This is a genomic window from Chryseobacterium mucoviscidosis, from assembly GCF_002177115.1.
Classification (GTDB): Bacteria; Bacteroidota; Bacteroidia; order Flavobacteriales; family Weeksellaceae; genus Chryseobacterium; species Chryseobacterium mucoviscidosis.
Map to the genome: position 1 here is coordinate 48,987 of NZ_MVAG01000105.1, position 24,701 is coordinate 73,687.

Sequence of the window (24,701 nt, forward strand, 5' to 3'; positions counted from 1 at the left end):
TATATAGATAACCGAAGTTAGGATTGCTAAATTTCTGTGGTAGGCTGTTTTTTAGCAGGTTTTCTTTTTCTTACGAAATAAACAACAGCAATTCCTATTAATATAATTGGCCAGACTGTGATGAGTCCTACTACAATTTTCTGGATCAGATAATATCCTTCCACGAAAGCTGATTTTGCGCTGTACAGAAAATCAAATTTGTACTTATCGTCTATGCTTTGTGTGTTGGTAACTGCAATTTCTGCGACTCGTATTTTGGGTTCTTTGATGTAAATATCAACGGTGCTGTATTTCAACATGTCCGTCATATTCATGCTTTCCAGTTGCTGGCTGTTTCCTTCTTTCATATTTTCATCGCTCATGGTTACTTTGTCTTTATTTACCTTCATCTGAGCAATATTGTTGGTTGTTTTTTTGTTTCGCTGAGCTTCCAGAGCAGAATATTTAATATTTGCCGTTACATCTTCCGCATTAATCGATCTTGCATTCAGGAACAGTTTTTTATTGTTAATTAAAGTGAGCAGTTCGCCCAATTTTTCTGTAGGAACTCTTACCTGCATGGCATTTTCGGACTGATATTTTTTTATCAGCATTGCCTGTTCATCCGATGTATTGTAGGTTTCCTCAGAAACCACATTGCTTTTCAGGTCGCTGTGCGTTACGAAGCCTCCCAATTCCTGAACGGATTTTTCAATGGATATGGTCGCGTCATAGACATCTTTTACTTCCATATTCACGTCTGCGGTTTTAATGAACTGCTTGTCTTTTACTTTCATGGTTGCCACAGAAGAAACACTGTCTGAAGATATTGCTATTGCTGAATCAGCAGATGCATATTTTTCAAGATTTTCGGAAGAAACTTCTCCTTTTTTGCATGAATAAATTCCCAGTAAAAGTGCTGTTGCGATGCTTAGTCTGATGTACTTCGTTTTCATAGATATAGATTTTTAATGTTTTGCTTATCCCAAAGTTCAGACAGAATCATTTGTAATATTTGAAAATGAAACGTAAAAATTCTGTAAAGAGAAATTCTGTTTTAAGTGGTTGTAATTCATTGTTTTGTAAATTGTGGGCTATTCAGCTACCTCATTTTCGGAGTAATTTTTGCTGTTCTTTTACAAATCAAACACAACAAATTATTATGTCAAATACTTTTTCCAAAATCCGAAACGCCATAGAATTATTCAGATCCATAGATTTTGATCAGTTAAGTGCTATTTCTCAAAAGGTAAATCTTCCCAAGCTGATGGAAAATTTCTCCAAATTAGACGATAAACAGCTTAACGGAATGATGAAAATGCTCGATCCGAATAAAAAGAAGAAAGAGCTTCCTGATATAGACGGCGATTTCTACGACATCTATCACACATTAAGTCCTGAACAGCGGGAAATTCAGTTAAAAGTGAGAGCGTTCATGGAAAAAGAAGTAAAACCGCTTGTTAATCACTATTGGCTGCGTGATGAATTTCCTCACGAACTGATTCCAAAATTTCAAAAACTGAATATCTGCGGAGTTACTTACGAAGGGTACGGCTGTCCCGGAATGCCTTTTCTAATGGAAGGTGTTATTGCGATGGAAATGGCTAGAATTGATGCTTCCATTGCTACCTTTTTCGGAGTGCAGTCCGGTTTGTCGATGGGTTCCATTTATATCTGCGGTTCCGAAGAGCAAAAACAGAAATGGCTTCCACAGATGCAGAAGTTTGAAAAAATCGGAGCCTTTGGATTAACAGAACCCGAAGTAGGTTCCGGAGCAGCGGGAGGATTAACGGTAACCTGCAAAAAAACACCTGAAGGCTGGATTCTGAACGGACAGAAAAAATGGATCGGAAATGCAACGTTTGCAGATTTAATTATTATTTGGGCAAGAGATCTTGATGATGGAGAAGTGAAAGGATTTATTGTTGAAAAAGACAATCCGGGGTATTCTGTTGAGAAAATCAAAGGAAAAATGGCGTTGAGAATTGTTCAGAATGGTTTGATTACGCTGAAAGATTGTTTGGTGACAGAAGAAAACAGGTTGCAGAATGCCAATTCCTTTAAAGACACCGCAAAAGTTTTGCAAATGACGAGAGCTGGAGTAGCATGGATGGCTACAGGATGTGCAAGAGGAGCGTATGAAAGTGCGTTGGATTACACCAGAAAAAGAGAGCAGTTCGGGAAACCGATTGCTTCCTTCCAGATGATTCAGGGACATCTGGTAGAAATGCTTTCCAATCTTACGGCAATGCAGACCATGGTTTTCAGGCTTTCTGAAATGCAGGATGAAGGAATTTTAAAAGATGAGCACGCTTCTTTAGCCAAAGTTTTCTGTACCATGAGAACCAGAGATATTGTTTCCAGAGCGCGTGAAGTGATGGGCGGAAACGGAATTCTGCTGGAATATGATGTGGCAAGATTTGTAGCCGATGCGGAAGCGATTTATTCTTACGAAGGAACAAAAGAAATCAACTCCCTGATTGTAGGAAGATCAATTACGGGTTTCAGTGCATTTGTATAATATTAAAAGTGAATGGTCAATTTGTTTCTCAATTTTACGATTTTCATACTACAATTTTTATTAAACTCAGATAAAATTATTGTTAACTGATTAGAAGAAAATAAAATTTAAATAAATTCTCAGTTTTGAGAAATATTTATTGAATTATATGAATTGATTTAATATATTTGTTGTGCAAGACAAATAAAACTAAATATTATGCTGAAAAATCTTAAAAAACTAAATCGTGCAGATTTAAGAGAAATTAAAGGAGGCGGTGGTGCAGAAAAATGCGATATCGGACCTGTTGGATGCCCTTGTAAAATTCCGCCGGGAGATCCTTGTTTAGGCGGAGGAGGAGATCCGGGAAATCCGGGAGATCCTGTAGGATATTGTCCGGACAGCGGAGAGTATATTTATTGTACAGCACTTTGTCCAAACGGATTACAGCCTCTTTGTGCATTGTAAAAATAAAAGCCTTCAATTCTGAAGGCTTTCTTTTTTATAGTTAATGCTTGATAATCAATCCATTTCCTTTAAAGTAATGTTCTTGGAGATTTTATAGGTTTTCTTCTTTTTATCAGGTTTTTCTTCTTCACCCAGCAATTTTCCCCAAGGCTGAAGTCCCTGAACTCTTTCGAAAATTATTTTAATGATGGCAATTGCCGGAATACAAAGAAACATCCCCGCAATTCCCCACAAATGTTCTCCGATAAGAATTCCGATAAATGAAAATAATGCATTGATTTTTACTTTTGAGCCTACCACGAAAGGAAGAACAATATTTCCGTCCACAACATGGACTGCAATATATCCGATTGCTACATAAATACAGGTAGAAGGAGTAGAAGTGGCAAAAGCGATAAAACATGAAATCAAAAGACTGATGCAGATTCCCAGATACGGAATTACATTTAACAAGCCCGTAAGAACTCCTAAAAGAATGGCGTATTTTACTCCCAGAATCGTAAGAACAATAGAAGTAAGGACGGAAACGATTAAAATCTGAAGACACAATCCGATAATGTACTTTTTGGTCATCACTCTTACTTCGCCTACCACTTCCTGAACGCTGGCTTTATGTTTTTCATTAAAAACGGTAATAATAAAGTTATTTAAAACTCTTCTGTAATTCAAAATGAAGATAAAAAACAGAATAAAAAACACAAAAAATCCTAAACTCGAGGAAAAAATCCCAAAAGTAAAGCCCAGAATAACGCCGGATGAAGAAAGAAGTTTATTCAGTCCCTGATCAATATAGTTAAGCTGCTCATCTATTTTTACGTGAAAAGTTCTGGAAACCCAGTGCTGAATGTCTTCCGCAACCGAGGTGAACTGCTTTTTAAGGTGTGGAATATCTTTGCTGAAATCCGAAAGCTGTGATCCGAAAAAGTAAATTAATCCCGTTAAAATAAACAGCATTATTAATACTGAAGCAATGGTAGACATCGATCTTGTAAATCTTAATCTTTTCTCCAGAAAATTGGCAACCGGCAGAAACAGCATCGCCATTAAAAATGCCAGAAAAAACGGAGCTAAAATACTCTGTCCCAAAGCAAGAAGATATCCCAATCCAATGATGGAAATAATAACCAGCGTGAGTTTTACAAGAAAAGGAAGTCGAAGTAAATTCATGGTGTGAAAATCTGTTCTATAAAAATAATAAAAACCGTTCGAGTTAAGTGCTTTAACCTTTAAATCTTTTTCAACTCATTAGAAAAATGTATGCCATTTAATAAGGCTGTTTACCTTTAGTAAAAAAACAATAAAAAACACATCTCAAATCTGAGACGTGTTTTTTATTTAAATGATAAGTCTGAATTATTTCTCCAGTGCAATTTCGATTACCTCTTCCATTCTGTTTACATAATGTACATTCAGGTTTTTCAGATAATCCTTTTTAATTTCTTCCACATCTTTTCTGTTGGCTTCACAAAGAATAACCTCTTTAATTCCCGCTCTTGTAGCTGCCAGAAGTTTTTCTTTAATTCCTCCCACCGGAAGAACTTTTCCTCTTAAAGTAATCTCTCCTGTCATGGCAAGATGAGGTTTTACCTTTTTATTTTTAAATGAAGAAACCATAGAAGTCAGCATCGCAATTCCCGCAGAAGGTCCGTCTTTTGGTGTTGCGCCTTCCGGAACGTGAACGTGGATGTTTTTCTTTTCGATATCATCCTGAGAAATTCCCAGTTCGTCATGTTTCGCTTTAATATATTCCAGCGCAATGGTTGCAGATTCTTTCATCACGGTTCCTAAATTTCCGGTCATGGATAATGATCCTTTTCCGTTGCTCAAAATACTTTCAATGAATAAAATATCTCCGCCGACACTTGTCCACGCAAGACCCGTCACAACTCCCGGAACTCCTGTGATTTCCGACAGGCTTTTCGGTCTAGGAACACCTAAAATTTCATCTACTTTTTCGATGGAGATTTTAGGATCGTATTCTTTAACCAAAGCAGTCTGTAACGCAACCCAACGCGCAATTCCTGCAATTCTTTTTTCCAGAGATCTTACGCCGCTTTCCGAAGTGTGTGCTTCGATAATATGTTTTAATTCAGCATTGCCAAGTTTGAATGATTTAGTATCCAAACCGTTTTCCTCCTGCTGTTTTTTAATTAAATGTCTTTTGGCGATTTCAATTTTTTCCTCTAAAGTATAGCCTGCAATCTGAATGATTTCAGTCCTGTCTAACAAAGGAGTCTGAATGGTAGATAATGAATTTGCCGTTGCAATGAACATTACTTTAGACAGATTATATCCCATTTCTAAGAAATTATCGTAGAAAGACTTATTTTGTTCAGGATCAAGGACTTCTAAAAGTGCGGAACTTGGGTCACCATGCAATCCCTGTCCGATTTTATCCATTTCATCCAGAACAATCACCGGATTGGAAGTTCCGGATTTCTTAATAGACTGAAGAATTCTTCCCGCCATTGCACCAATGTAGGTTTTTCTGTGACCGCGGATTTCACTTTCATCGTGAAGTCCGCCCAGAGAAAGTCTTACATATTTTCTTCCCAGTGCATCAGCAACAGATTTTCCCAGTGACGTTTTACCGACTCCGGGAGGCCCGACAAGCAAAAGAATAGGGGATTTCATGTTGTTTTTAAGCTTTAAAACAGCCATATGCTCCAGAATTCTTTTCTTGATATCTTCTAAACCGAAATGGGCTTTATCTAAAATTTTCTCCGCTTTGGCAATATCAAAAACATCTTTGGTATAGGTTTCCCAAGGAAGATCCGTAAAGAAATCCAGGTAATTTCTCTGAACATTGTAATCCGGCGAATTAGGATTCTGACGCTGCAAACGGTTGATTTCCTTCTGGAAATGTTCTTCTACTTCATCGCTCCATTTTTTTTCTCTCGCCTTTTTAATAAGATCCTCTACATCACCTTCTGTACCGCCTCCCAATTCTTCCTGAATCGTTCTGATCTGCTGGTTCAGGAAATATTCTCTCTGCTGTTTATCAAGATCCTTCGAAGTTTTCTGATGGATCTGGTTTCTCAGTTCCAGCTTTCTGAAATCCTCATGCATCATTTCGTAGCACTTGTTGGCTCTTTCCATCAGATTCTTTTCTTCCAGAAGCTTTTGCTTGTCAGAAGAAGGGAAATTGGCATTTGTGCAAATGAAATTCAACAGGTCATCATTGTTGTTGATGTTTTTGATGGCAAAATTCGCAGCATTCGGAATCTTAGGATCCAGCTCAATGATTTTCAGGGCAAGATCTTTTACATTTTCCAGTAAAGCTTCGTATTCTTCCTTGTTTTTAGGCTTAGAATCCTTTAATTTTGATATTTCTGCTTTAAAATAAGGCTGTTTTTCAACCACTTTCTTAATTTTGAATCGGTGGAAACCTTTCGTAATCGCAGTAATATTTCCTTCCGGAAGTTTAATGATTTTAATAATCTTTGCTAAAGTCCCAATCTGGTATAAATCTTTTTCGGCAGGCTGCTCAAGATCAGAATTTTTCTGGCTTACGATTCCTATAAAATCGCCATTTTTCTGCGCTTCTTCCAGTAATTGGATGGACGCTTTTCTTCCCGCAGTAATTGGGATCACAACGTTGGGGAACATCACCATATTTCTTACAGGAAGGATTGGGAATATCTTTTGCTCCGAATTTTGTTCTGTTTCCGCAAGGTCATCAATGTTGATTTCCTGAGCTACAATATCAAATCCGTCGCTTATCATTTCTTCTAAACTAATATCTTCAAATTCTGTCATAGTAAATCGAATGACAAATTGTCATTATCGTTTTAATTCGTTAACGTGAAATTTCATAATATGTTTTGAAAAGGCAGTCCATATTATGTGTGCTTAAAATGCACAAGACTTATGCCATTTGTTTTTTACTAAAAAATACGGTCAAAATTTCCTTTTTATAAAAATTAAATTTTAAAAATTAAAATAAAGGTCTTGTATTTCCGTAATTTCTTAAAAATGTGTATTTTCGCAAACTGATAAAAAACTATAATTTATATAATGGCAATTTTAGGACAAATTAGGAGTAGACCTTGGCTTTTGATGGGAGTAATTGCACTGGCGCTTTTGGCGTTCCTTGTAAACCCCGACAGTATTGATAAGGTTTTTGGTAAAAATCCTGATGTTTTAGGAAAAGTGAATGGTGAGAAAATTACCCGTGAAGAGTTTAACGATCAACTTTTCGTACTGCAACAACAGGCTGAACAGCAAGGTCAACCAAAAAATGGTCTTGAAGAGCAGGCTTGGCAATTGCTTGTGCAATCGAAGCTGATTAAACAGCAATTCGAGAAAATGGGCTTCGAAATGACGGACGATTACTTCTGGAATCAGATCCAGTACGATAAGATGTTTGCACAGCAGAAGCAGTTTTTTGATGAAAAAGGCAATTTCAAGACGCAGGAGCTTAAAAAACAGATAGAAGATATGAAAGCTGCTTCGCCGGAAGGTTACAACCAGTGGTTGAAAACCAGAAAATCGATCGAATACAGATTGATGGCGAGACAGGTATTTGCTAATGTTTCTACAGGAATCACTACAGGTAAAAAAGAAGCGGAAGAGTTGATGAGAGAAAGAGATCAGTTAGCTGATATCGATTTCGTAAAAGTAGATTATGCAGCTTATCTTCAAAAAAACAACATTAAAGTTACCACTGAAGATTTAGCAAATTATATCAAGCAGCATCCGATAATGTTCAAAGCGGAAGAAAGCAGAAATATAGGAATCGTTTATTTCCCTTCTCAGCCAAGTCCTGCAGATGATGCGGCGGCTCAGAAAGAAATCAATAAATTATTCTCTGTAGGAAGCGATGCAAGCGGAGGTTCTGAAAACTTCCAGAATACAAAGAATGACTCTATGTTTATCATGGCGAATTCTGATATGCCTTTCAATCCACAGTATCTGAAGCCAAATCAATTGCCTCAGACGATTCAGGCGCAGCTTCCGACAGCAGCGATCGGTCAGACTTTTGGTCCGTACAAAGAGCAGAATTTTTATGTAGTTTCTAAACTTTTAGATAAAAAGACTTCAGATTCTACATTATCAAGACATATTTTAATTGCTTTTAAAGGAAGTCCTGCGGGAGAAGGTGTTACAAGATCCAAAGAACAGGCTAAAAAGTTAGCAGATTCTATCGGAGCAATTGTAAAAGCAAATCCGGGGAAATTTACAGAATTCCTTAAATTATCAAACGATCCAAGTTCTGCTGCACAAGGCGGGAGCTTAGGATGGACAACTCCTGAAACGCCTTTCGTTCCTGAATTCTTAAAATATCTGTCTGAAAACCCTAAAGGTGCGACAGGTGTTGTAGAAACACAGTTCGGGTATCATATCATCAATATTGAAGATAAAAAACCGGGAGCAATGGCTTACAAAGTGGCAAACTTGGTAAAAGCAATTAAACCTTCTGATGCTACGGAAGCAGAAGTAAACAAAAAAGCAAGCAGATTCGTTCAGCAGGTTCAGGGGAAATCTTTCAACGATTTCGTGAATATTGCTAAAAAAGCAAACTATCAGTTCTCTAATCCTAAACAGGCGAAGAGATTCGACGGACAGCTTCAGGGATTAGGAACAGACAAAGATCCGGAAATCCTTGCATGGGCTTTTGATAAGAAAAGAGAAAAAGGAGATACTGAATTATTTACAGTAGACGGAACAGGAGATAAAATTGTAGTTTACTTAAACGGGAAGCAGGAAAAAGGAACTGCAGATCCTGAATCTGTAAGAGATCAGATTGAAGTAGTGGTTAAAAATAAACTGGCTGCAAAACAGATTTCAGAGAAAATCGGGAAAGCAGGAAATTTAGATCAGATCGCTAAACAATTCGGAACTACAAAACAATCTGCACAGGTTAACTTATTAAATCCTTCAGTAGCAGGTTCTATGGAGCCAAAAGTTGCCGGAGCAGCATTCGGAGTGAAGAAAGGACAGCTTTCTAAGCCGGTTGAAGGAGGAACAGGAGTTTATGTTCTTATTAAAAAGAATGAGATCACAAACAAACAGCCCGGAGATCTTAAACAGTTTACAGAATCTGTTACCCAGAGAAACGGCGGAATGTTCGGGCAGGCTTGGTTAAAGAGCTTACAGGACAATTCGGATATCGAAGATTACAGAATCGAGATCTGGAATAAGCTAGGTTCTCAGCAACAATAAAAATAATTTTTCAGATAGATAAAAAGCGGCAAAGTTTTTGCCGCTTTTTTTGTGTGTAACGCAGAGCAATAGAGAAAAACATTCATTTAAATGTAGTATATTTGCTCATTAGAAAAAATTTAGCAAGTGAAGTTCAGTAAAGAATTAAAAGCTGGTGTGATCGCACTATTGGCCATTGTCGGCTTTGTGGTGCTTTTTCAATTTATGAAAGGCAGAAGCCTTTTTACTACCGATAATATATTTTACGCACAATATGATAACGTCGAGGGATTGGCACAATCTTCCCCTGTTTCCATTAATGGATTAAAGGTAGGACAGGTTGATAAAATCATTCCTCATACATCTAAGGACGGTAAAATCGATTTTCTTGTAAAAATTACGGTTGATAACAATTTTGAGTTCTCAAAAAATTCAACATTGGAAATTTTTGAACCGAGTTTAATGGGAGGAAAAGAAATGAGAATTAACCTGATGTACGGAGGTCCAACGGCAAAAGACGGAGATACTTTAAGAGGGGCATTTAAATTAGGAACTTTAGGAAGCCTTTCTTCACAGGTAGGTCCTGTAAAAGATCAATTACAGGTTGTTTTACACAGAGTAGACTCTCTGATGACGAATGCCAATCAGCTTGTAGATGCGCAAAACAGACAGGAAATTAAATTATTACTGGCTAATCTTAACAAAACCGTTGCCGCTTTACAGACTACGGCAGGAAGCGTAAATTCCTTAGTGGGTCACAACGATCCTAAACTTCAGAAAGTATTGGATGATGCAAGTCTTACAATGCAGAGCGGAAAAGTTACTTTGGATAAGTACGGAAATCTTGCAGAAAGCATCGATACTAAAAAACTGAATGCAACCATCGCTAATTTAGATGCAACAGTAGGACAGTTAAATAATGTGGTTTCAGGAATCGACAGAGGAGAAGGAAGTTTAGGGAAAATCATGAAAGACGATCAGCTTTACAATAACCTGAATGCCGCTTCAAACAATCTTAATTCTTTGATCGAAGATTTGAAAGCGCACCCAAAAAAATATGTTAACTTCTCCGTTTTCGGAAAAAATAATAAAGACTAATTTTTTAAACCATGCATTATATCCCTAATATTATTTTTCTGATTTTATTAATTGCAGGTTTTGGACTTTTTGTAAAAAGTCTGCAGAAGATATATAGAAACATCAGATTAGGACGTGAGATCAATCGCAGCGACAGAAGAGGAGAAAGATGGGCAACAATGGCAACTGTTGCAATGGGGCAGAGTAAGATGACAAAACGTCCTGTAGCCGGAATTTTACACCTTTTTGTGTATGTAGGCTTCATCATCATCAATATCGAGCTTATTGAAATTGTGGTGGATGGAATCTTCGGAACGCACAGGTTTTTATCAACCATTTTAGGAAACACCGTTTATGGTTTCTTTACCGCTACTTTAGAAGTTTTAGCACTTTTAGTAGTAATTGGCGTTGTGATATTTTTTATCCGTAGAAATTTTTACGGAGTAAAAAGATTAACGATGAAAGAGCTTTTAGGCTGGCCAAAAGAAGATGCAAACTGGATTCTGATTATCGAATTTGCTTTAATGATGGCTTTCTTCACCATGAACGCTTCAGACTTTATTCTTCAGTCAAATGGTTACGATCATTTTGTAAAAGTAGGATCTTTCCCGATCAGCGAAATGATTTTCGTTCCGTTTCTTCAGGTTTTCAGTTTTGATAACGGATTCTTATTCGGTGTTGAAAGAACAGCTTGGTGGTTCCATTTTGTAGGGATATTATTCTTCATGAATTATCTTTATTATTCAAAACATTTACACATCATTCTTGCTTTTCCGAGCACCTGGTATGCAAACCTTGAAGAAAAAGGAAAATTCAATAATCTTGAATCTGTAACGAAAGAAATTAAACTGATGATGGATCCGAATGCAGATCCTTACGCAGCTCCGGCAGAAGGAGAGGCAGAAACTCCTGCAAAATTCGGAGCAGAAGATATTTTCGATCTTAATCAGGTTCAGCTGTTAAATGCCTATTCATGTACAGAATGCGGTCGTTGTACTGCAGTTTGTCCGGCAAATATTACCGGCAAAAAATTGTCTCCGAGAGCCATTTTAATGAAGACAAGAGACCGTCTTGAAGAAGTCGGCAAAAACATTGATAAAAACGGAAAGTTTGTAGACGACGGAAAAAAACTGTTGAACGACTACATCACCAAAGAAGAATTATGGGCTTGTACAACCTGTAACGCATGTACAGAAGCTTGTCCTGTATTGCTAGATCCGCTTTCTATCATCTTCGAAATGAGAAGATTCTTAGTAATGGAACAGTCTGCTGCACCACAAGAACTGAATCTTATGATGACGAATGTAGAAAACAACGCTGCACCTTGGCAATACAATCAGGCAGACCGTCTGAACTGGGCAAATGACTAATTAATCAATTATGCAATTTGAAGATTTGAAAATGGATTAATGCATTTTCAAATTTCCAAATTCTCACATTTTCAAATTGACAACAATGGATTTCAATATAAAAACAATGGCAGAATATGCTGCCGAAGGAAAATCGCCTGAAGTTTTATTTTGGGTAGGTTGTGCCGGAAGTTTCGACGACCGCGCTAAAAAAATTACGAAAGCATTTTGCAAAATTTTAAATAAAATAGGCGTTGAATTCGCGGTACTTGGGCAGGAAGAAAGCTGTACAGGAGATCCCGCAAAACGTGCCGGAAATGAATTCGTTTTTCAGATGATGGCTTTAACTAATATCGAAATTCTGAACGCTTACGAAGTAAAAAGAATCGTTACGGCTTGTCCGCACTGCTTTAATACACTTAAAAATGAATATCCGAATTTAGGCGGAAATTATGAAGTAATGCACCATACCCAATTCCTTAAAAAATTAATGGAAGAAGGGCGTCTAAAAATTGAAGGCGGCGCATTCAGCGGTAAAAAGATTACCTTCCATGATCCTTGCTATCTTGGAAGAGCCAATGAAGAATATGAAGCACCTAGACTTTTACTGGAAAAACTGGATGCCGAACTGGTAGAAATGAAACGTTGTAAGACGAATGGTCTTTGCTGTGGAGCAGGAGGAGCACAGATGTTTAAAGAACCTGAGAAAGGAAAAAAAGACATCAATATCGAAAGAACTGAAGAAGCTCTGTCTTTCGAGCCTAAAGTGATTGCAACAGGATGTCCTTTCTGTAATACGATGATGACGGACGGTGTGAAACACTTCAATAAAAATGATGAAGTTGCCGTGAAAGATATTGTAGAACTTTTAGCGGAAGCTGAAGATTTGTAAGAATATTTCTAAAAATATAAGACTCAGGATTTTTCCTGAGTTTTTTGTTTGGTGAGAATTCCACCTTGTCGGATTATGGTGTGAAGAAAAAATTGTAATTTTACCTTTTAAATTGATCAAAATGAAGATTGAAGAATCTAATATTGTAGAAGCAAACGACTACAGAGTAATAATATATCCTGCCTCAAGACCTTTTGAAACAAAAGAAGCCAAACAGATCACAGAGAAACTTTTTGATTTTCTGGCGACTTGGGCAGCACACGGAAAACCGCTTTCCTCATCTTTTAAAATTGAAAAAAATCAGTTTATCATCATCTGTGTGGATGAAGAGAAAGAAATGGCTTCAGGGTGCAGTATTGATGCGCTTGGGAAAGTAATGAGAGAAATTGATGAAGAATATCAATTGGGATTATTCGACAGAATGAAAGCGAGTTTTATAGAAAACGGTGAAGTAAAAACCTTAAAGTTGAATGATTTTAAATCAAAAGTAAGAAACGGAGAAATTGCTAAAGACATTCAGGTTTTTGATTTTTCTAAAAATACCTATCTCGAATTTATAGGGAATTTTCTTTTGCCATTCGATAGAAGCTGGGCGGCTTCTATAAAGTAATAATTCATGCAGGTCCTTTTTATTTCATCATGGTTTCCAAATAAATTAGAGCCTACCAACGGAAATTTTGTACAGCGGCATGCAGAAGCGGTCTCTTTATTGCACGATGTAGAAATTTTACACGCAATAGGCGATTCTGGACAGAAGGAAAGCTATATTTTCGATCAAAATCATATTAATGGAGTAAAGACGATTGTAGTTTATTATAAGAAGTCTAAAAATCCTGCATTAAATTTTTTAAGAAGATTTCGGGCGTATAAATTGGGTTTTTCACAAATCAAGAAACCGGATTTGATACACGCCAATATTTTGGATAAATCTATGATATTTGCGGTTTATTTAAAAAAAAAATATCAAATTCCTTTTGTTATAACAGAGCACTGGTCTTTATTTCTTGAAATCAACAGAAACAGACTCTCATTTTCAACGTTATCTGTTGCCCGATTTATTGCAAAAAAAGCTTCATTTATTTTTCCGGTAAGTGAAAATTTAATGAATAACTTAAAACAGCTTAAGATAGGAAAAGAATTCAAAGTTGTTGGAAATGTAGTAGATACGAGTCGTTTTAAACCGACAATAAAGTATTCGGATGTTTTCAGATTTCTTCATATATCCAATCTTATTCCGTTAAAAAATCCGGATATTATTATAAAAACGGCAATCCGGCTTAGAAGTGAATTTCAGAATTTTAAATTAGAGATTGGAGGCGACGGAGACATTGAAAGATTAAACAAAATCATACAAGAAAATAAGGCGGAAGATTTCATAACAACATTCGGTGAACTTTCTCATGAAGAAGTTGCTGTAAAAATGAGGAAGAGCGATTGTTTTGTATTGTTCAGCGAATATGAAAATTTACCCTGTGTACTTCTTGAGTCCATTTCTGCGGGAGTACAGGTAATATCAACTCGTGTAGGAGGTGTATCGGAGATTGTTAAAAACAATTGCGGAATCATCATTGGAAAAACTGAAGAAGAATTATATACCGCGATGAAGAGTGTTTTAAGCGGAACCTATAAACCGGATTCTCCGACGGAACTTCACCAATACATTGTAGACAATTTTTCTATGTGGAAAATAGCAGAAAAATTCGATGAGATTTACAAAAAAGTGGTTTAAATTATTTTTAATTTAAAAAGCATAAATTTTCAGCCACAAATTTAAAATGAAAAGCTTAAAGGATTTTATTAAAGCATTTTTTGCCAACAAAGGGCAATATGTATTTCTGTCTCTTTTAATAGCGAAAATATGTGCATTTTCAGGCTCTGTTATGATGATCCGGCTTTTGCCTGAAAAAGAATTCGGAATACTAAGCATTGTGGCGTCTGTTTTTGCCATCTTTGTACCTTTCAGCGGTTTTGGCAGTTTTCAGAGTTTGATACGTTATGGTTCTTTATGCCCAACTGAAAATGAAAAAAAAGACCTTTCAGTTTATCTTTTTAAAAAAGGATTTCTATATCAGCTTTTTCTAAGCATTGTGTTTTTTTTAATCGCTTTTTTTTATGTAAACCATTATTACCACATATTTTATATATTTCTTTTCTTCGCTGTACGTCTTATCGGGGTTTATTTTCTTAATCACAAACAGGTTGAGCTTCGCATACATATGAAAAACAGCGAATATGCTAAACTCAACAATGTCGTCAATGTCGGAGGATTGGCTATGATGGTTGTTTTTTCCTTTTTTTTGGGGCTTTATGGATATCTGCTTGCGAATTTAATTGCTCCTTTTCTTTCTCTTTTCTGGTATAAGGAGCCGTTGTGGAAGATTGCTGTCCCCAAAATAAAATTTCAAAAGAAAGAAATCTGGAATTTCGCGTTTCATGCATCGGTTACGGCTTTATTATCAGATGCTTTTTTTTCTGCAGATATTTTACTCCTCAACTTTTTTAAAGATGAAAATGCAGTTGCTAATTACAAAGTCGTTCTGCTTATTCCGTCTAATATTACTTTTTTGGCGCTTTCTTTTATGCAGAGCGATTATCCTGTTTTGGCAAAAAACTCTTACAGCAGATCTTTTTTAATTAACTATATTATTAATTATTATAAAATATTTATTCCTGTTTCTATATTAATATTTGCATTAGGCAGTTTTTTCAGCACCGCCTTAATTCAATTATTTTTCGGAGTAAAATATGCAGACAATTCATTTGCTTTTTGTCTTTTATTAGGAGCGTTTTGTGTGAGTATGCTTTTAAGAAACCTTTACGGGAATATGCTTTCTGCGGTAGGATTAATGAAAAAAAATACTCTCTATTCCATTTTGTCTTTGCTGCTCTTAGCAGGATTTTCTTTTTTTTGGGTTCCTGAAAAAGGAGCTTTAGGAATGGCGTTTTCTTTAGGGCTTACATTAACTATTATCGGTTTTTTCATGATGTTTTCATTCTTCATTTATCTTAGAAGATTGAAATGAATTATATTTGTAACATGAGAAATATTGTTTTTGGATTTCTGGTTATTTTTTGTGCCTTTCTGAGCTGCAGAACGGATGATGAAGATTTGCAGAAAATCGATCAGATTTTGAACATCTATATGAAGAATGGGGCAGGACGAGATCTGTTTCATGCAAAAAAAGATCAGACTTATTTTACGTATTCACTAAATGATGTTAACGGAACCAAAGACGTTTCTCCGGTAAGCAGCACTTTGCGTGCTACTGCAGACTCCACACTTTTTATTGAATATATTGCAGGAGCCAAAAGAGTAGGGCTGGATACGCTGGATCCGAATAACAAAACCTATCAGTCGGTAATAACGGTTTCACTGGTGAAGAGACTTAACAATACGATTCTTGATACCATTAATGAAAGGCTCAGAATTCAGTATCGCATGACGCCTTCGGTTTTTGAGGTCTCGAAAGTTTATTATAACGATACTTTAAGATTTACAAAAACACCGGGTTTCCCGAATGTTGTTACGATCGTAAAATAATTTATACATTTGCAAAACTGTTGACATTTTAATGTTCAACATTCTAATAACTAACATCTAAATAAAATGTTACAAGTCAATTTTTTGCGCGACAATAAAGAGCGCGTTTTAGAAGGTCTTAAGAAAAGACAATTCAAGAATCTTGAGTTGGTAGACGAGGCTATTGCTACCGACGAAGAAAGAAAAAAAATTCAGTTTGAATTGGATTCCCAACTTTCCGAAATCAATAAAATCTCCAAAGAAATCGGACTTTTAATGAAAGAAGGAAAAAAAGAAGAAGCAGAATCCGCAAAATCTAAAACAGCGCAATACAAAGAGTCGACGTCGGAATTGAAAGCTCAATTAGATGTAAAAGAAAAAGCATTGCTGGATATCCTGTACCAATTACCAAACATTCCGAATGAAAAGGTAAAAAATGGGGCTTCTGCGGATGATAATGAAATCATTTATCAGTCTCATGATGTGGAAGGTCTTGGCGAAGGAGCTATTCCTCACTGGGAACTGGCGAAAAAATATAACCTTATTGATTTTGAATTGGGTGTAAAGATTGCAGGAGCAGGTTTTCCGGTATATTTAGGAAAGGGGGCAAGATTGCAGAGAGCTTTGGTTCAGTATTTTTTAGATAAAAATGTTGAGAAAGGATATATGGAAGTGAATCCTCCTCACGTTGTAAACGAAGCTTCAGGATACGGAACAGGACAGTTGCCGGATAAAGAAGGGCAGATGTATTACATTCAGGCAGATGATTTATATCTGATTCCAACGGCTGAAGTTCCTGTAACGAATCTCTATCGCGATGTATTATTTGAAGAAAAAGATCTTCCGGTTAAAAATACAGCCTTTTCTCAATGCTACAGAAGAGAAGCGGGAAGTTACGGATCACATGTAAGAGGTTTGAACCGTCTTCACCAGTTTGAAAAAGTTGAGATCGTAAGAATTGAAAAACCGGAAAATTCTTATGCCGTATTGGAAGAAATGGTAGAACACATTAAAGAAATTTTAAGTGATCTTGAATTACCATATAGAGTTTTAAGACTTTGCGGAGGAGACACAGGTTTTGCTTCTGCTATGACGTATGATTTCGAAGTATGGAGTGCTGCTCAGGAAAAATGGCTTGAAGTAAGTTCCGTTTCCAATTTTGAAACCTTCCAGGCAAACAGACTGAAATGTCGTTATAAAGCAGATGGAAAATCTCAGTTGGTTCACACCCTGAACGGTTCTGCAATGGCATTGCCAAGAATTATGGCTGCTTTGCTGGAAAATAATCAGACAGAGGAAGGAATTAAACTTCCGAAGAAAGTCGCTGAATATGCGAAGTTTGATTTGATCAGCTAAATAAAATTTTGTCTATATACAATAAAAACCACTGTTTTTCAGTGGTTTTTTTATTTGGTTTATCTAAACGATTTCATTTGAAATGAATTCATGATTAATCTTTAATGAATCGTGTTGACGTTGAGTTTCCGTTTTTGTCAATCATTTGTAAAATATAATTTCCTTTGGCTAAACCTGATGCATTCAGTTGTGGATTTTTAACTGAATTCTTTTGTGAATAGACTTTTTGCCCAACCATATTGAAAATATTTAATTCCACTATATCGTTAGCTGATTTTACATATAACTGATCTTTTACAGGATTAGGATAAACAGAGGTGACTCCATCTATTTCAACAGACTTCACCCCCAACACACTTCCGGAATTAATTTTCACATAAGAAAAGTTTCCTTGCAGCACAGATGTTGAGCTCGACCAGCAAGCGGTAAAAAGTGTACCATATCCCGAAACACCTGTTCCTACAGCATCAACGGAAGTTGTTGTTCCGTTGCTTCCGGTATGACGTATTTCTATTACAAGATTAGTACCTGTATATAAATAAGGAGTATTGAAATTTATATCAAAACTGAAACTTCCATTGTTTGTAACGGCGCCGGATGGTATTAAAAGACTTCCTGAGCGGACTTGTGTCTGCGTTCCCACAACGTTAGCTGCAAAATTAAGCTGTCTGTTAGCCGGTTCTACGCCGTCACTAAGATAAATCTGATAATCCGGGTAGGTTGTATTTGAGGCAGGCCATGCAGAGGCTGCACTTGCAGGAATTCTAAGTGATATCGAAGTAAGATACTTTCCTGATAAAGCAGTAAGCTGAGAGTCATCAATAATCAGTTGATAAGTTCTGGTAGAATTGGCAAACGGTCCTGTAAAAGCTGCTGTTGAAGTCAAATTAGGAACAGTTACTGAAGTTTGGGCTTTCGTTGCTGAAAAAAATAAAATAGCACCAACCGTAAACGCATGACATGCAATTTTACTAAGGTAGCTTAGTGTTTGATGTTTTTGAATTTTCTGAAATGAGGGAAATTGTAGCTTTATATGCATAGATTAAATTTTTAGTTACAATAAAGATACAAAATTGATTGTATAATAAAATTGAATTTAAAAGATAATATTGGCAACTGTATTAAATTTTTAATCGAATTTTTATGTGAATAAATTGTTATTTGTATGATTTGTATAATGTTAATGTCTGGTTTGATCATTCCGAATTATAATTAAAAAACCCTCCGGATAGACTCCAGAGGGTTTAATCTTTTAAATTTAGCACTACTACTAATGACAATTTACTTTAACATGATCATGTGTACTGTGATCTCCCGGCAAATGGCAGTCTCCCTGATTGTCTTTTGAGATCGTCATCGCTTCTGCTTTTGGAGAAATATAGGGAATTCCCAGTTCCATTCCCCGGACAATAAAAAGTCCGCCCAAAATAATCATGACAATCGGAATCACTTTTAAAACTTTCACTCTAAAAGTCTGATTCATGAGATTTCCGACCAAAACTACCGCGAATATAAACGGAAGTGTTCCCAAACCGAATAAAGCCATATACAAAGCGCCCTGCCATATTCCTCCGCTTGCTAAACTTGCCGTTAAAGCCATATAAACCATTCCGCAGGGTAAAAAACCATTCAGAAGACCTGTAGTAAATCTTGAACGGTAATCTGCCTTTTGAAGCAGTTTTCCCAAATTCGATTTTACTTTAAATAAAAATTTTGAAAAAAACGGAACTTTAGAAGCAAAATCTTTTCCTCCAAACGAAAAAACAGCCATTACAATGAGCAGAATTCCCACAGCAATTGTAAGATATTTCTGGAAACCCGCCATTTCAAAACCTTCCCCGATAATTCCAAGAATTGCTCCCAAAAGGGTATAGGTGAAAATCCTCCCGAATTGATAAGTGAGATTCTGAAGGTAGAAATTGGTTGCCTGTTTTTTTGTTAATCCCATCGACAATGCAATAGGTCCGCACATTCCGATACAGTGGAATCCTGATGCAAAACCCAATCCGATTGCCGATATTATAAGTGCTATTTCCATATCACATCATAATCCATTCTGTAGTCTGTTTTGTCTTTAGTCCAGCTCAAACGAAGGGTATAATTCCCCAGTTTCAGAACCTGTGCAGGAATTAAAAAAGACTGATTGGCATCCAACTGTACCGTTTTATGAACATCCAGGTTCTGATCATCGGTTCTGTTCAGTACAAATTTTACGGAAGTATTAGAGTTATTATAGTCTTTTGGAAAAGTGATTCTTATTCCTGCTGGATTCTGGCTGTAAACAGGTTTTTCCTTCAGTTCGTCTGCTCTTTTCTTAGCATCAATTACATCCTGATATTTCAGTTCTTCTTCATAGTAATTATCCGTTACCATTTCAGAATTCTTTTGTCCGTTCGGAAAAAGAAACATCATGGATAATATAAAGATCATAAAGGATGCTAAAGCGATAATTACACCGTGTCCCCAATTAAAGTTTTTCATTTCTAAAAATTAAAATTGTAATTTGAATGGTCCTTCAAAATATGTTTTGTATGAATCTACCAGTTTCCCCTTCATATCATAAACTCCGATTGTGATGTTCTGCTTGGAAAGCGTCATTTCATTTTCCGGAAAACTGATGTTGATGGTTCCTTTGGTAATTTTGTCTCTGTCTACAGAAATTTTACTCGATTCGCTGTAGATCACCTCTCCATGTTTCGGCTCGATAATCTTGATGGTTACAATTTTTTTCTCGTTGGTTTTATTTAAAAAAGTATAATTGTACGTATTGGTAATTTTTCCGTCTCTCACAAAGAACGTGCTTCCTGCAGGTTTAATGAATTTGGCTTCCATTTCGGCTCTGCTTGTAAGAAGATAGCCTAAAAATCCTGTAAGCAGTAAAAGAACCACTGCAAAACCTTTCATTCTTCCTGTAAACTTAAACTCGGTCTGCTTCTCGATCTCGTTTTCGGTGGCGTATCTTATCAATCCTTTCGGAAGACCCACCTTTTCCATAACTTCATCACAGGCATCAATACAGGCTGTACAGTTTACACACTCAAGCTGTTGTCCGTCTCTGATGTCTATTCCGGTAGGACAAACCACCACACACTGATGACAATCGATACAATCACCTTTTCCTGCTGCTTTTCTGTCTTCTCCTTTTCTCCATTTTGCTCTGTTTTCACCTCTTTTAAAATCATAGAAAACATTAATGGTATCTTTATCTATTAGAACCCCTTGTAATCTACCGTAAGGACAAACCAATGTACAAACCTGCTCTCTGAACCATGCAAATACAAAGTAAAATGCAGCGGTTAAAAGAATCATAACAATAAAGTTGGTAGGATTGGCAAAAGGTCCTTCAGAAACTATTCTGAATACTTCTTCATATCCTACGATATACATGAACATGAAGTGAGTGATAATTAACGAAATCACAAGAAAGATCGTCCATTTTAGACTTCTTTTCAGGATCTTTTCGCTGTTCCACTCCTGTCTGTCAAGCTTCATCTGCTTGTTTCTGTCCCCTTCAATAAGATAATCTATTTTACGGAAAATAAATTCTAAAAAAATTGTCTGAGGACAAATCCATCCGCAGAAAATTCTCCCGAAAGCCATCGTAAAAATGATGATGAATATTAAAGAAGTAATTGCGCCAAGTGTAAGGATAAAAAAATCCTGTGGATAAAAAGGCTGTCCAAAGATGAAGAACTCCCTGTCAATTACATTAAGTAAAATAAGAGGATTACCATTAATTTTGATGAATGGCACTGCAAAATAAATCAACAGTAAAACATAACTTACAATGCTTCGGTAGTTGGTATATTTTCCTTTTGGTTTTCTGGGAAAAACCCATTTCCTCTTACCGGATCGTTCCATTGTCCCGATAGAATCTCTATAAGTTTCAGGGTCCAGAACTTGTCCCTGTCCGCCGCGTACTTCTGTTTCTTCTATATCTGACATTTATGATAGTTTTTAAAAAAAGAAAAACATAATTCGTTACTATTTTTTAATTTAATAACAAACTATGTTTTTCATATGTTCTAATTTATTTAAGTTAAATTATTCTTTTTCCCAATGTGCCTCTGTTCCCTGAGGAGCTGCACCACCTTGAGCCGGTGTTATTGGAGGCAATTCCTGATTGATGTGATATACATACGCTGCAATCTTTTCAATTTCAGCACCCGAAACTTCTCCGTTCTTACCAAATGCTCTCATCGCAGGATTGTTAGGAGAACCATTCCAGTCCATATTGAATACGTTTTTGAATAACGTTTTCTCAGGCTGGTTGATCCAGAAATTATCCGTAAGGTTTGGACCAATTCCTCCACTACCGTCTTCCTTGTGACAAGATGCACAGTTTGTTTTGAACAATTCTTTTCCTTCAGCAATATTATCAGCAGAATATTTAGCTGTTTCAATTGTTACCGGAGGCTGTTCGCTGTTATACTTTTCAATCGCTGCCAACTGTTCTTTGTATTCCTTCTCATATTCGCTCAACGGATGTGCGAAATCTGTGAAAGAAAATGCTGCTACATATACAATACAAAAAGCAGTCCCAAAATAGAATAAACCTACCCACCATTTTGGCAATTGGTTATCCAACTCCATGATTCCGTCGAAACCGTGGTCGATAAGGATATCTTTTTCTTCTGCTGCAGATTGCTTCTTGAATGCTGCATTATATAATCTTGTAAAGTAAGGTACTTTCTTTTCAGCTAAATAAGCTGCCTTTTCTTCAGGAGATAATTTTTTGAATTTATTGTTCTCAATTAAATCTCCGATTGCACTGTGGATATAAGCTAAAATACCTCCGATTACTACAGTTCCCCAGAAATAAGGAGAAGATAGGAAATCATAGCTTTGTACAAACAGATAATAAAAAACTATTAAAAGTCCAATTATTATTAAAATGTTTATAACAACCGGTGTTCTTTGTTTCATAATAAGTAGTTTAATTTTTTAAATTAAAATCGTCATCACTGTCATCCTGCAGAGGTGCTTCTTCTTCCTCTTTGTAATATTTTTTAGGCTTGCTAAAAACGTAGATTACCAAAGCAATGAAGAACAGCATAAAGAAAATCAAAGCCAAAGTCTGGTAAAAGCCAGCGTTTTCGGTATTGGATAAGATGTCTTTAAAATTCTGAGGGATCATGATGTGAACCTTTTAATATGTTAGTTATTACTTGCTGTTTTGATTTCAGTTGTCTTAATATCCGTTCCTAATCTTTGAAGATAAGAGATAAGTGCTACAACTTCTTTTTTCTCTAATTCTCCTTTAGGTCTCTTCGCATAAGCTTCCTTCAAATCTGGTGCTTCAGACATAATATCTCTTACAATTTTTGAAGCCTGATTGTTTGCCCAAGAGTTGGCAGAATCAATTTCAGCTTTTGTGTAAGGTACTTCGAAAGCACTCTTCATCAGCTTCATTTTATCAACCATTTTAGATCTGTCTAAATCTGTTGCAATTAACCAAGGGTAACGAGGCATGATAGATCCCGCAGAAGTTGATCTTGGGTTATACATGTGCTTGTAGTGCCAAGAACTTGGGTTTTTACCACCTTCTCTATGCAAATCCGGTCCGGTTCTTTTAGATCCCCAAAGGAACGGTCTGTCGTATACGAATTCCCCTGCTTTGGAGTACTGTCCGTTTTTACCGTTAAATCTTACGATCTCATCTCTGAATGGTCTTACCATTTGCGAGTGACAAGCATTACATCCTTCTCTGATATAAATATCTCTACCTTCTAATTCCAGTGGAGAATATGGTTTTACTGCCGAGATAGTAGGTACGCTCTTCTTAAGAGACAGAGTAGGAATAATTTCCACCATACTACCGATTGAAATCGTTAATAAAGATAAAATACCTAATAATACAGGAGTTCTTTCTAACCAAAGGTGAGTTCCTTCTCCTTCTTTACGTTTTCCGCTGATGTTTGCCAATGCAGGTGCTTCAGCAGGGACATCTTTCTGGAATGATCCTTTTCTTACAGTAGCCACTAAGTTCACCACCATTACAAGAGCTCCGGAAAGATAAAGAATACCTCCCACAAATCTCATTTTATAGTAAGGAACAATAGCCGTTACAGTATCAAGCCAGTTTTTCCAAACCAAAGTTCCGTCCGGGTTGAACTGTTTCCACATCAATCCTTGTGTAAATCCTGAGATATACATTGGAACCGCATAGAAAATAATTCCTAATGTTCCCAACCAGAAATGAAGATTTGCCAGTTTGGTAGAATATATTTTTGTTCTCCACAATATCGGTACAAGATAATAGATTACACCAAAAGCCATAAAGCCGTTCCATCCAAGTGCCCCAACGTGTACGTGACCAATAACCCAGTCTGTAAAGTGACCGATTTTGTTAATGTTTTTTGTTGCCAAAAGTGGTCCCTCGAAAGTTGCCATACCGTAGCATGTTACTGCTACAACAAAGAACTTAAGAATAGGATTTTCTCTTACTTTATCCCAAGCTCCTCTTAAGGTAAGAAGACCGTTAAGCATACCTCCCCAAGACGGAGCAATAAGCATGATAGAGAAACCGGTTCCTACTGCCTGTGCCCAAGCTGGTAATGCTGTATATTGAAGGTGGTGAGGACCAGCCCAGATATAAACGAAAATTAATGACCAGAAGTGAATGATAGACAGTTTATAAGAGAAAACCGGTCTGTCTGCAGCTTTTGGTAAGAAGTAATACATCAAACCAAGAACAGGAGTCGTCAATACGAAAGCTACCGCATTGTGACCATACCACCATTGTACGATGGCATCTTTTACCCCTGCATAAGCTGAGTAAGATTTCCATCCTGTGAAAGACAAAGGTACTTCAAGGTTATTGAAGATGTGCAGCATTGCTACTGCGATCCATGTACCGATGTAGAACCAGATCGCTACATAAAGGTGTCTTACTCTTCTTTTCGCAATCGTTAAGAACATATTGGCTCCGAAAATGATCCATGAGAATGCGATCAAAATATCAATCGGCCATTCGTGTTCCGCGTATTCCTTAGAAGTGTTGATTCCCATAAAGAACGTAACGTACGTTACAAGAATCATAATCTGCCATGTCCAGAAATGGATCCAGGACAATGTATCACTGTACATTCTTGTTTTCAGTAATCGCTGTAAAGAGTAATAAACTCCCACATAAACGATATTCATTACGAATGCAAAGATTACAGTGGTTGTGTGCAACATTCTGATTCTTCCGAACCCGAACGCTCCATGAGTATTAATCAATCCCTGGATACTTCCACCTAAACTATTAATGGTTGTATCGTCTGTTCCAAAAAAGAATTCCGGAAGCTCAGGATAGAAAAGCATTAATGCCGCCGTAAGTCCGAACAGAAATCCTATGATCCCGAAAGCAACGGTCGCATAGAGGAATGCCCGAACAATACTGTTGTCATAACTAAACTTTTGTGTTTCCAT

Annotated in this window: 21 protein-coding genes; 11 read left to right on the forward strand and 10 right to left on the reverse strand. The window is 36.6% G+C overall.

Annotated features, from left to right (window positions below; translation table 11 throughout):
• Positions 1-26: 26 nt before the first annotated feature.
• Positions 27-935, reverse strand: coding sequence for a DUF4349 domain-containing protein (locus B0E34_RS07190; protein ID WP_087708221.1), 909 nt, complete (start codon positions 933-935; stop codon positions 27-29).
• Between the two features lie 206 nt (positions 936-1,141).
• On the opposite strand from B0E34_RS07190, the gene B0E34_RS07195 reads away from it, so the two are divergent.
• On the forward strand, positions 1,142-2,500 hold the full coding sequence (locus B0E34_RS07195) for an acyl-CoA dehydrogenase family protein (RefSeq protein ID WP_087708222.1): 1,359 nt from the start codon (positions 1,142-1,144) through the stop codon (positions 2,498-2,500).
• Positions 2,501-2,698: 198 nt separating this feature from the next.
• Entirely contained in the window at positions 2,699-2,947 is a 249-nt protein-coding gene (locus tag B0E34_RS07200) for a bacteriocin-like protein (RefSeq protein WP_087708224.1), read from the forward strand.
• 54 nt (positions 2,948-3,001) lie between these two features.
• On the opposite strand, the gene B0E34_RS07205 is transcribed toward B0E34_RS07200, so the two are convergent.
• Both B0E34_RS07205 and lon read right to left on the reverse strand, forming a co-directional pair.
• Positions 3,002-4,114, reverse strand: coding sequence for an AI-2E family transporter (locus B0E34_RS07205; protein WP_087708225.1), 1,113 nt, complete (start codon positions 4,112-4,114; stop codon positions 3,002-3,004).
• 186 nt (positions 4,115-4,300) lie between these two features.
• Positions 4,301-6,706, reverse strand: coding sequence for an endopeptidase La (lon, locus tag B0E34_RS07210; RefSeq protein ID WP_087708226.1), 2,406 nt, complete (start codon positions 6,704-6,706; stop codon positions 4,301-4,303).
• A 258-nt stretch (positions 6,707-6,964) separates the two neighbouring features.
• Between lon and B0E34_RS07215 the strand changes: the two genes are divergently transcribed.
• The 9 genes from B0E34_RS07215 to serS all read left to right on the forward strand — a co-directional run bounded on the left by B0E34_RS07215 (position 6,965) and on the right by serS (position 17,285).
• On the forward strand, positions 6,965-9,112 hold the full coding sequence (locus tag B0E34_RS07215) for a peptidylprolyl isomerase (RefSeq protein WP_087708228.1): 2,148 nt from the start codon (positions 6,965-6,967) through the stop codon (positions 9,110-9,112).
• A gap of 126 nt (positions 9,113-9,238) precedes the next feature.
• Positions 9,239-10,189 carry an MlaD family protein gene (locus B0E34_RS07220; RefSeq protein WP_076393774.1) on the forward strand — a complete coding sequence of 317 codons (951 nt, stop codon included), beginning with the start codon at positions 9,239-9,241 and terminating at the stop codon, positions 10,187-10,189.
• An 11-nt stretch (positions 10,190-10,200) separates the two neighbouring features.
• Positions 10,201-11,538, forward strand: a complete 1,338-nt coding sequence (locus tag B0E34_RS07225; protein WP_087708230.1) for a 4Fe-4S dicluster domain-containing protein — start codon at positions 10,201-10,203, stop codon at positions 11,536-11,538.
• A gap of 85 nt (positions 11,539-11,623) precedes the next feature.
• Positions 11,624-12,409: a (Fe-S)-binding protein gene (locus B0E34_RS07230; protein ID WP_087708232.1), complete on the forward strand. Its 786-nt coding sequence runs from the start codon at positions 11,624-11,626 to the stop codon at positions 12,407-12,409.
• A gap of 121 nt (positions 12,410-12,530) precedes the next feature.
• The gene (locus B0E34_RS07235) at positions 12,531-13,019 is read left to right on the forward strand and encodes a hypothetical protein (protein ID WP_076394112.1); all 489 of its coding nucleotides are present in this window, start codon (positions 12,531-12,533) and stop codon (positions 13,017-13,019) included.
• A gap of 6 nt (positions 13,020-13,025) precedes the next feature.
• Positions 13,026-14,138, forward strand: coding sequence for a glycosyltransferase (locus tag B0E34_RS07240; RefSeq protein WP_087708233.1), 1,113 nt, complete (start codon positions 13,026-13,028; stop codon positions 14,136-14,138).
• Between the two features lie 46 nt (positions 14,139-14,184).
• Entirely contained in the window at positions 14,185-15,432 is a 1,248-nt protein-coding gene (locus B0E34_RS07245; protein ID WP_087708234.1) for an oligosaccharide flippase family protein, read from the forward strand.
• Positions 15,429-15,950, forward strand: coding sequence for a hypothetical protein (locus B0E34_RS07250; protein WP_228423034.1), 522 nt, complete (start codon positions 15,429-15,431; stop codon positions 15,948-15,950). Before B0E34_RS07245 ends, B0E34_RS07250 begins: the two co-directional genes overlap by 4 nt.
• A gap of 66 nt (positions 15,951-16,016) precedes the next feature.
• Positions 16,017-17,285, forward strand: coding sequence for a serine--tRNA ligase (gene serS, locus B0E34_RS07255; RefSeq protein WP_087708236.1), 1,269 nt, complete (start codon positions 16,017-16,019; stop codon positions 17,283-17,285).
• A 94-nt stretch (positions 17,286-17,379) separates the two neighbouring features.
• On the opposite strand, the gene B0E34_RS07260 is transcribed toward serS, so the two are convergent.
• From B0E34_RS07260 to ccoN, 7 genes are all read right to left on the reverse strand, one after another.
• A complete protein-coding gene (locus tag B0E34_RS07260; RefSeq protein ID WP_087708237.1) occupies positions 17,380-18,324 on the reverse strand; it encodes a T9SS type A sorting domain-containing protein in 945 nt (314 codons plus the stop codon).
• Between the two features lie 231 nt (positions 18,325-18,555).
• Positions 18,556-19,323, reverse strand: coding sequence for a sulfite exporter TauE/SafE family protein (locus B0E34_RS07265; RefSeq protein ID WP_087708238.1), 768 nt, complete (start codon positions 19,321-19,323; stop codon positions 18,556-18,558).
• Positions 19,314-19,766: a FixH family protein gene (locus B0E34_RS07270; RefSeq protein ID WP_087708239.1), complete on the reverse strand. Its 453-nt coding sequence runs from the start codon at positions 19,764-19,766 to the stop codon at positions 19,314-19,316. The genes B0E34_RS07265 and B0E34_RS07270 overlap by 10 nt, the downstream gene beginning before the upstream one ends.
• 9 nt (positions 19,767-19,775) lie before the next feature.
• Positions 19,776-21,230 carry a cytochrome c oxidase accessory protein CcoG gene (ccoG, locus tag B0E34_RS07275; protein ID WP_087708240.1) on the reverse strand — a complete coding sequence of 485 codons (1,455 nt, stop codon included), beginning with the start codon at positions 21,228-21,230 and terminating at the stop codon, positions 19,776-19,778.
• Positions 21,231-21,329: 99 nt separating this feature from the next.
• On the reverse strand, positions 21,330-22,211 hold the full coding sequence (locus B0E34_RS07280; RefSeq protein WP_087708241.1) for a cbb3-type cytochrome c oxidase N-terminal domain-containing protein: 882 nt from the start codon (positions 22,209-22,211) through the stop codon (positions 21,330-21,332).
• A 10-nt stretch (positions 22,212-22,221) separates the two neighbouring features.
• Positions 22,222-22,422 carry a cbb3-type cytochrome oxidase subunit 3 gene (locus B0E34_RS07285; protein ID WP_087708242.1) on the reverse strand — a complete coding sequence of 67 codons (201 nt, stop codon included), beginning with the start codon at positions 22,420-22,422 and terminating at the stop codon, positions 22,222-22,224.
• A gap of 20 nt (positions 22,423-22,442) precedes the next feature.
• On the reverse strand, positions 22,443-24,701 hold the full coding sequence (gene ccoN, locus B0E34_RS07290) for a cytochrome-c oxidase, cbb3-type subunit I (protein WP_087708243.1): 2,259 nt from the start codon (positions 24,699-24,701) through the stop codon (positions 22,443-22,445).

Bases quoted from the DNA above. Each gene is read 5' to 3' on its own strand.
- B0E34_RS07190 (WP_087708221.1), bottom strand. From the start codon at position 935: ATGAAAACGAAGTACATCAGACTAAGCATCGCAACAGCACTTTTACTG.
- B0E34_RS07195 (WP_087708222.1), top strand. From the start codon at position 1,142: ATGTCAAATACTTTTTCCAAAATCCGAAACGCCATAGAATTATTCAGA.
- B0E34_RS07200 (WP_087708224.1), top strand. From the start codon at position 2,699: ATGCTGAAAAATCTTAAAAAACTAAATCGTGCAGATTTAAGAGAAATT.
- B0E34_RS07205 (WP_087708225.1), bottom strand. From the start codon at position 4,114: ATGAATTTACTTCGACTTCCTTTTCTTGTAAAACTCACGCTGGTTATT.
- lon (WP_087708226.1), bottom strand. From the start codon at position 6,706: ATGACAGAATTTGAAGATATTAGTTTAGAAGAAATGATAAGCGACGGA.
- B0E34_RS07215 (WP_087708228.1), top strand. From the start codon at position 6,965: ATGGCAATTTTAGGACAAATTAGGAGTAGACCTTGGCTTTTGATGGGA.
- B0E34_RS07225 (WP_087708230.1), top strand. From the start codon at position 10,201: ATGCATTATATCCCTAATATTATTTTTCTGATTTTATTAATTGCAGGT.
- B0E34_RS07230 (WP_087708232.1), top strand. From the start codon at position 11,624: ATGGATTTCAATATAAAAACAATGGCAGAATATGCTGCCGAAGGAAAA.
- B0E34_RS07235 (WP_076394112.1), top strand. From the start codon at position 12,531: ATGAAGATTGAAGAATCTAATATTGTAGAAGCAAACGACTACAGAGTA.
- B0E34_RS07240 (WP_087708233.1), top strand. From the start codon at position 13,026: ATGCAGGTCCTTTTTATTTCATCATGGTTTCCAAATAAATTAGAGCCT.
- B0E34_RS07245 (WP_087708234.1), top strand. From the start codon at position 14,185: ATGAAAAGCTTAAAGGATTTTATTAAAGCATTTTTTGCCAACAAAGGG.
- B0E34_RS07250 (WP_228423034.1), top strand. From the start codon at position 15,429: ATGAATTATATTTGTAACATGAGAAATATTGTTTTTGGATTTCTGGTT.
- serS (WP_087708236.1), top strand. From the start codon at position 16,017: ATGTTACAAGTCAATTTTTTGCGCGACAATAAAGAGCGCGTTTTAGAA.
- B0E34_RS07260 (WP_087708237.1), bottom strand. From the start codon at position 18,324: ATGCATATAAAGCTACAATTTCCCTCATTTCAGAAAATTCAAAAACAT.
- B0E34_RS07265 (WP_087708238.1), bottom strand. From the start codon at position 19,323: ATGGAAATAGCACTTATAATATCGGCAATCGGATTGGGTTTTGCATCA.
- B0E34_RS07270 (WP_087708239.1), bottom strand. From the start codon at position 19,766: ATGAAAAACTTTAATTGGGGACACGGTGTAATTATCGCTTTAGCATCC.
- ccoG (WP_087708240.1), bottom strand. From the start codon at position 21,230: ATGTCAGATATAGAAGAAACAGAAGTACGCGGCGGACAGGGACAAGTT.
- B0E34_RS07280 (WP_087708241.1), bottom strand. From the start codon at position 22,211: ATGAAACAAAGAACACCGGTTGTTATAAACATTTTAATAATAATTGGA.
- B0E34_RS07285 (WP_087708242.1), bottom strand. From the start codon at position 22,422: ATGATCCCTCAGAATTTTAAAGACATCTTATCCAATACCGAAAACGCT.
- ccoN (WP_087708243.1), bottom strand. From the start codon at position 24,701: ATGGAAACACAAAAGTTTAGTTATGACAACAGTATTGTTCGGGCATTC.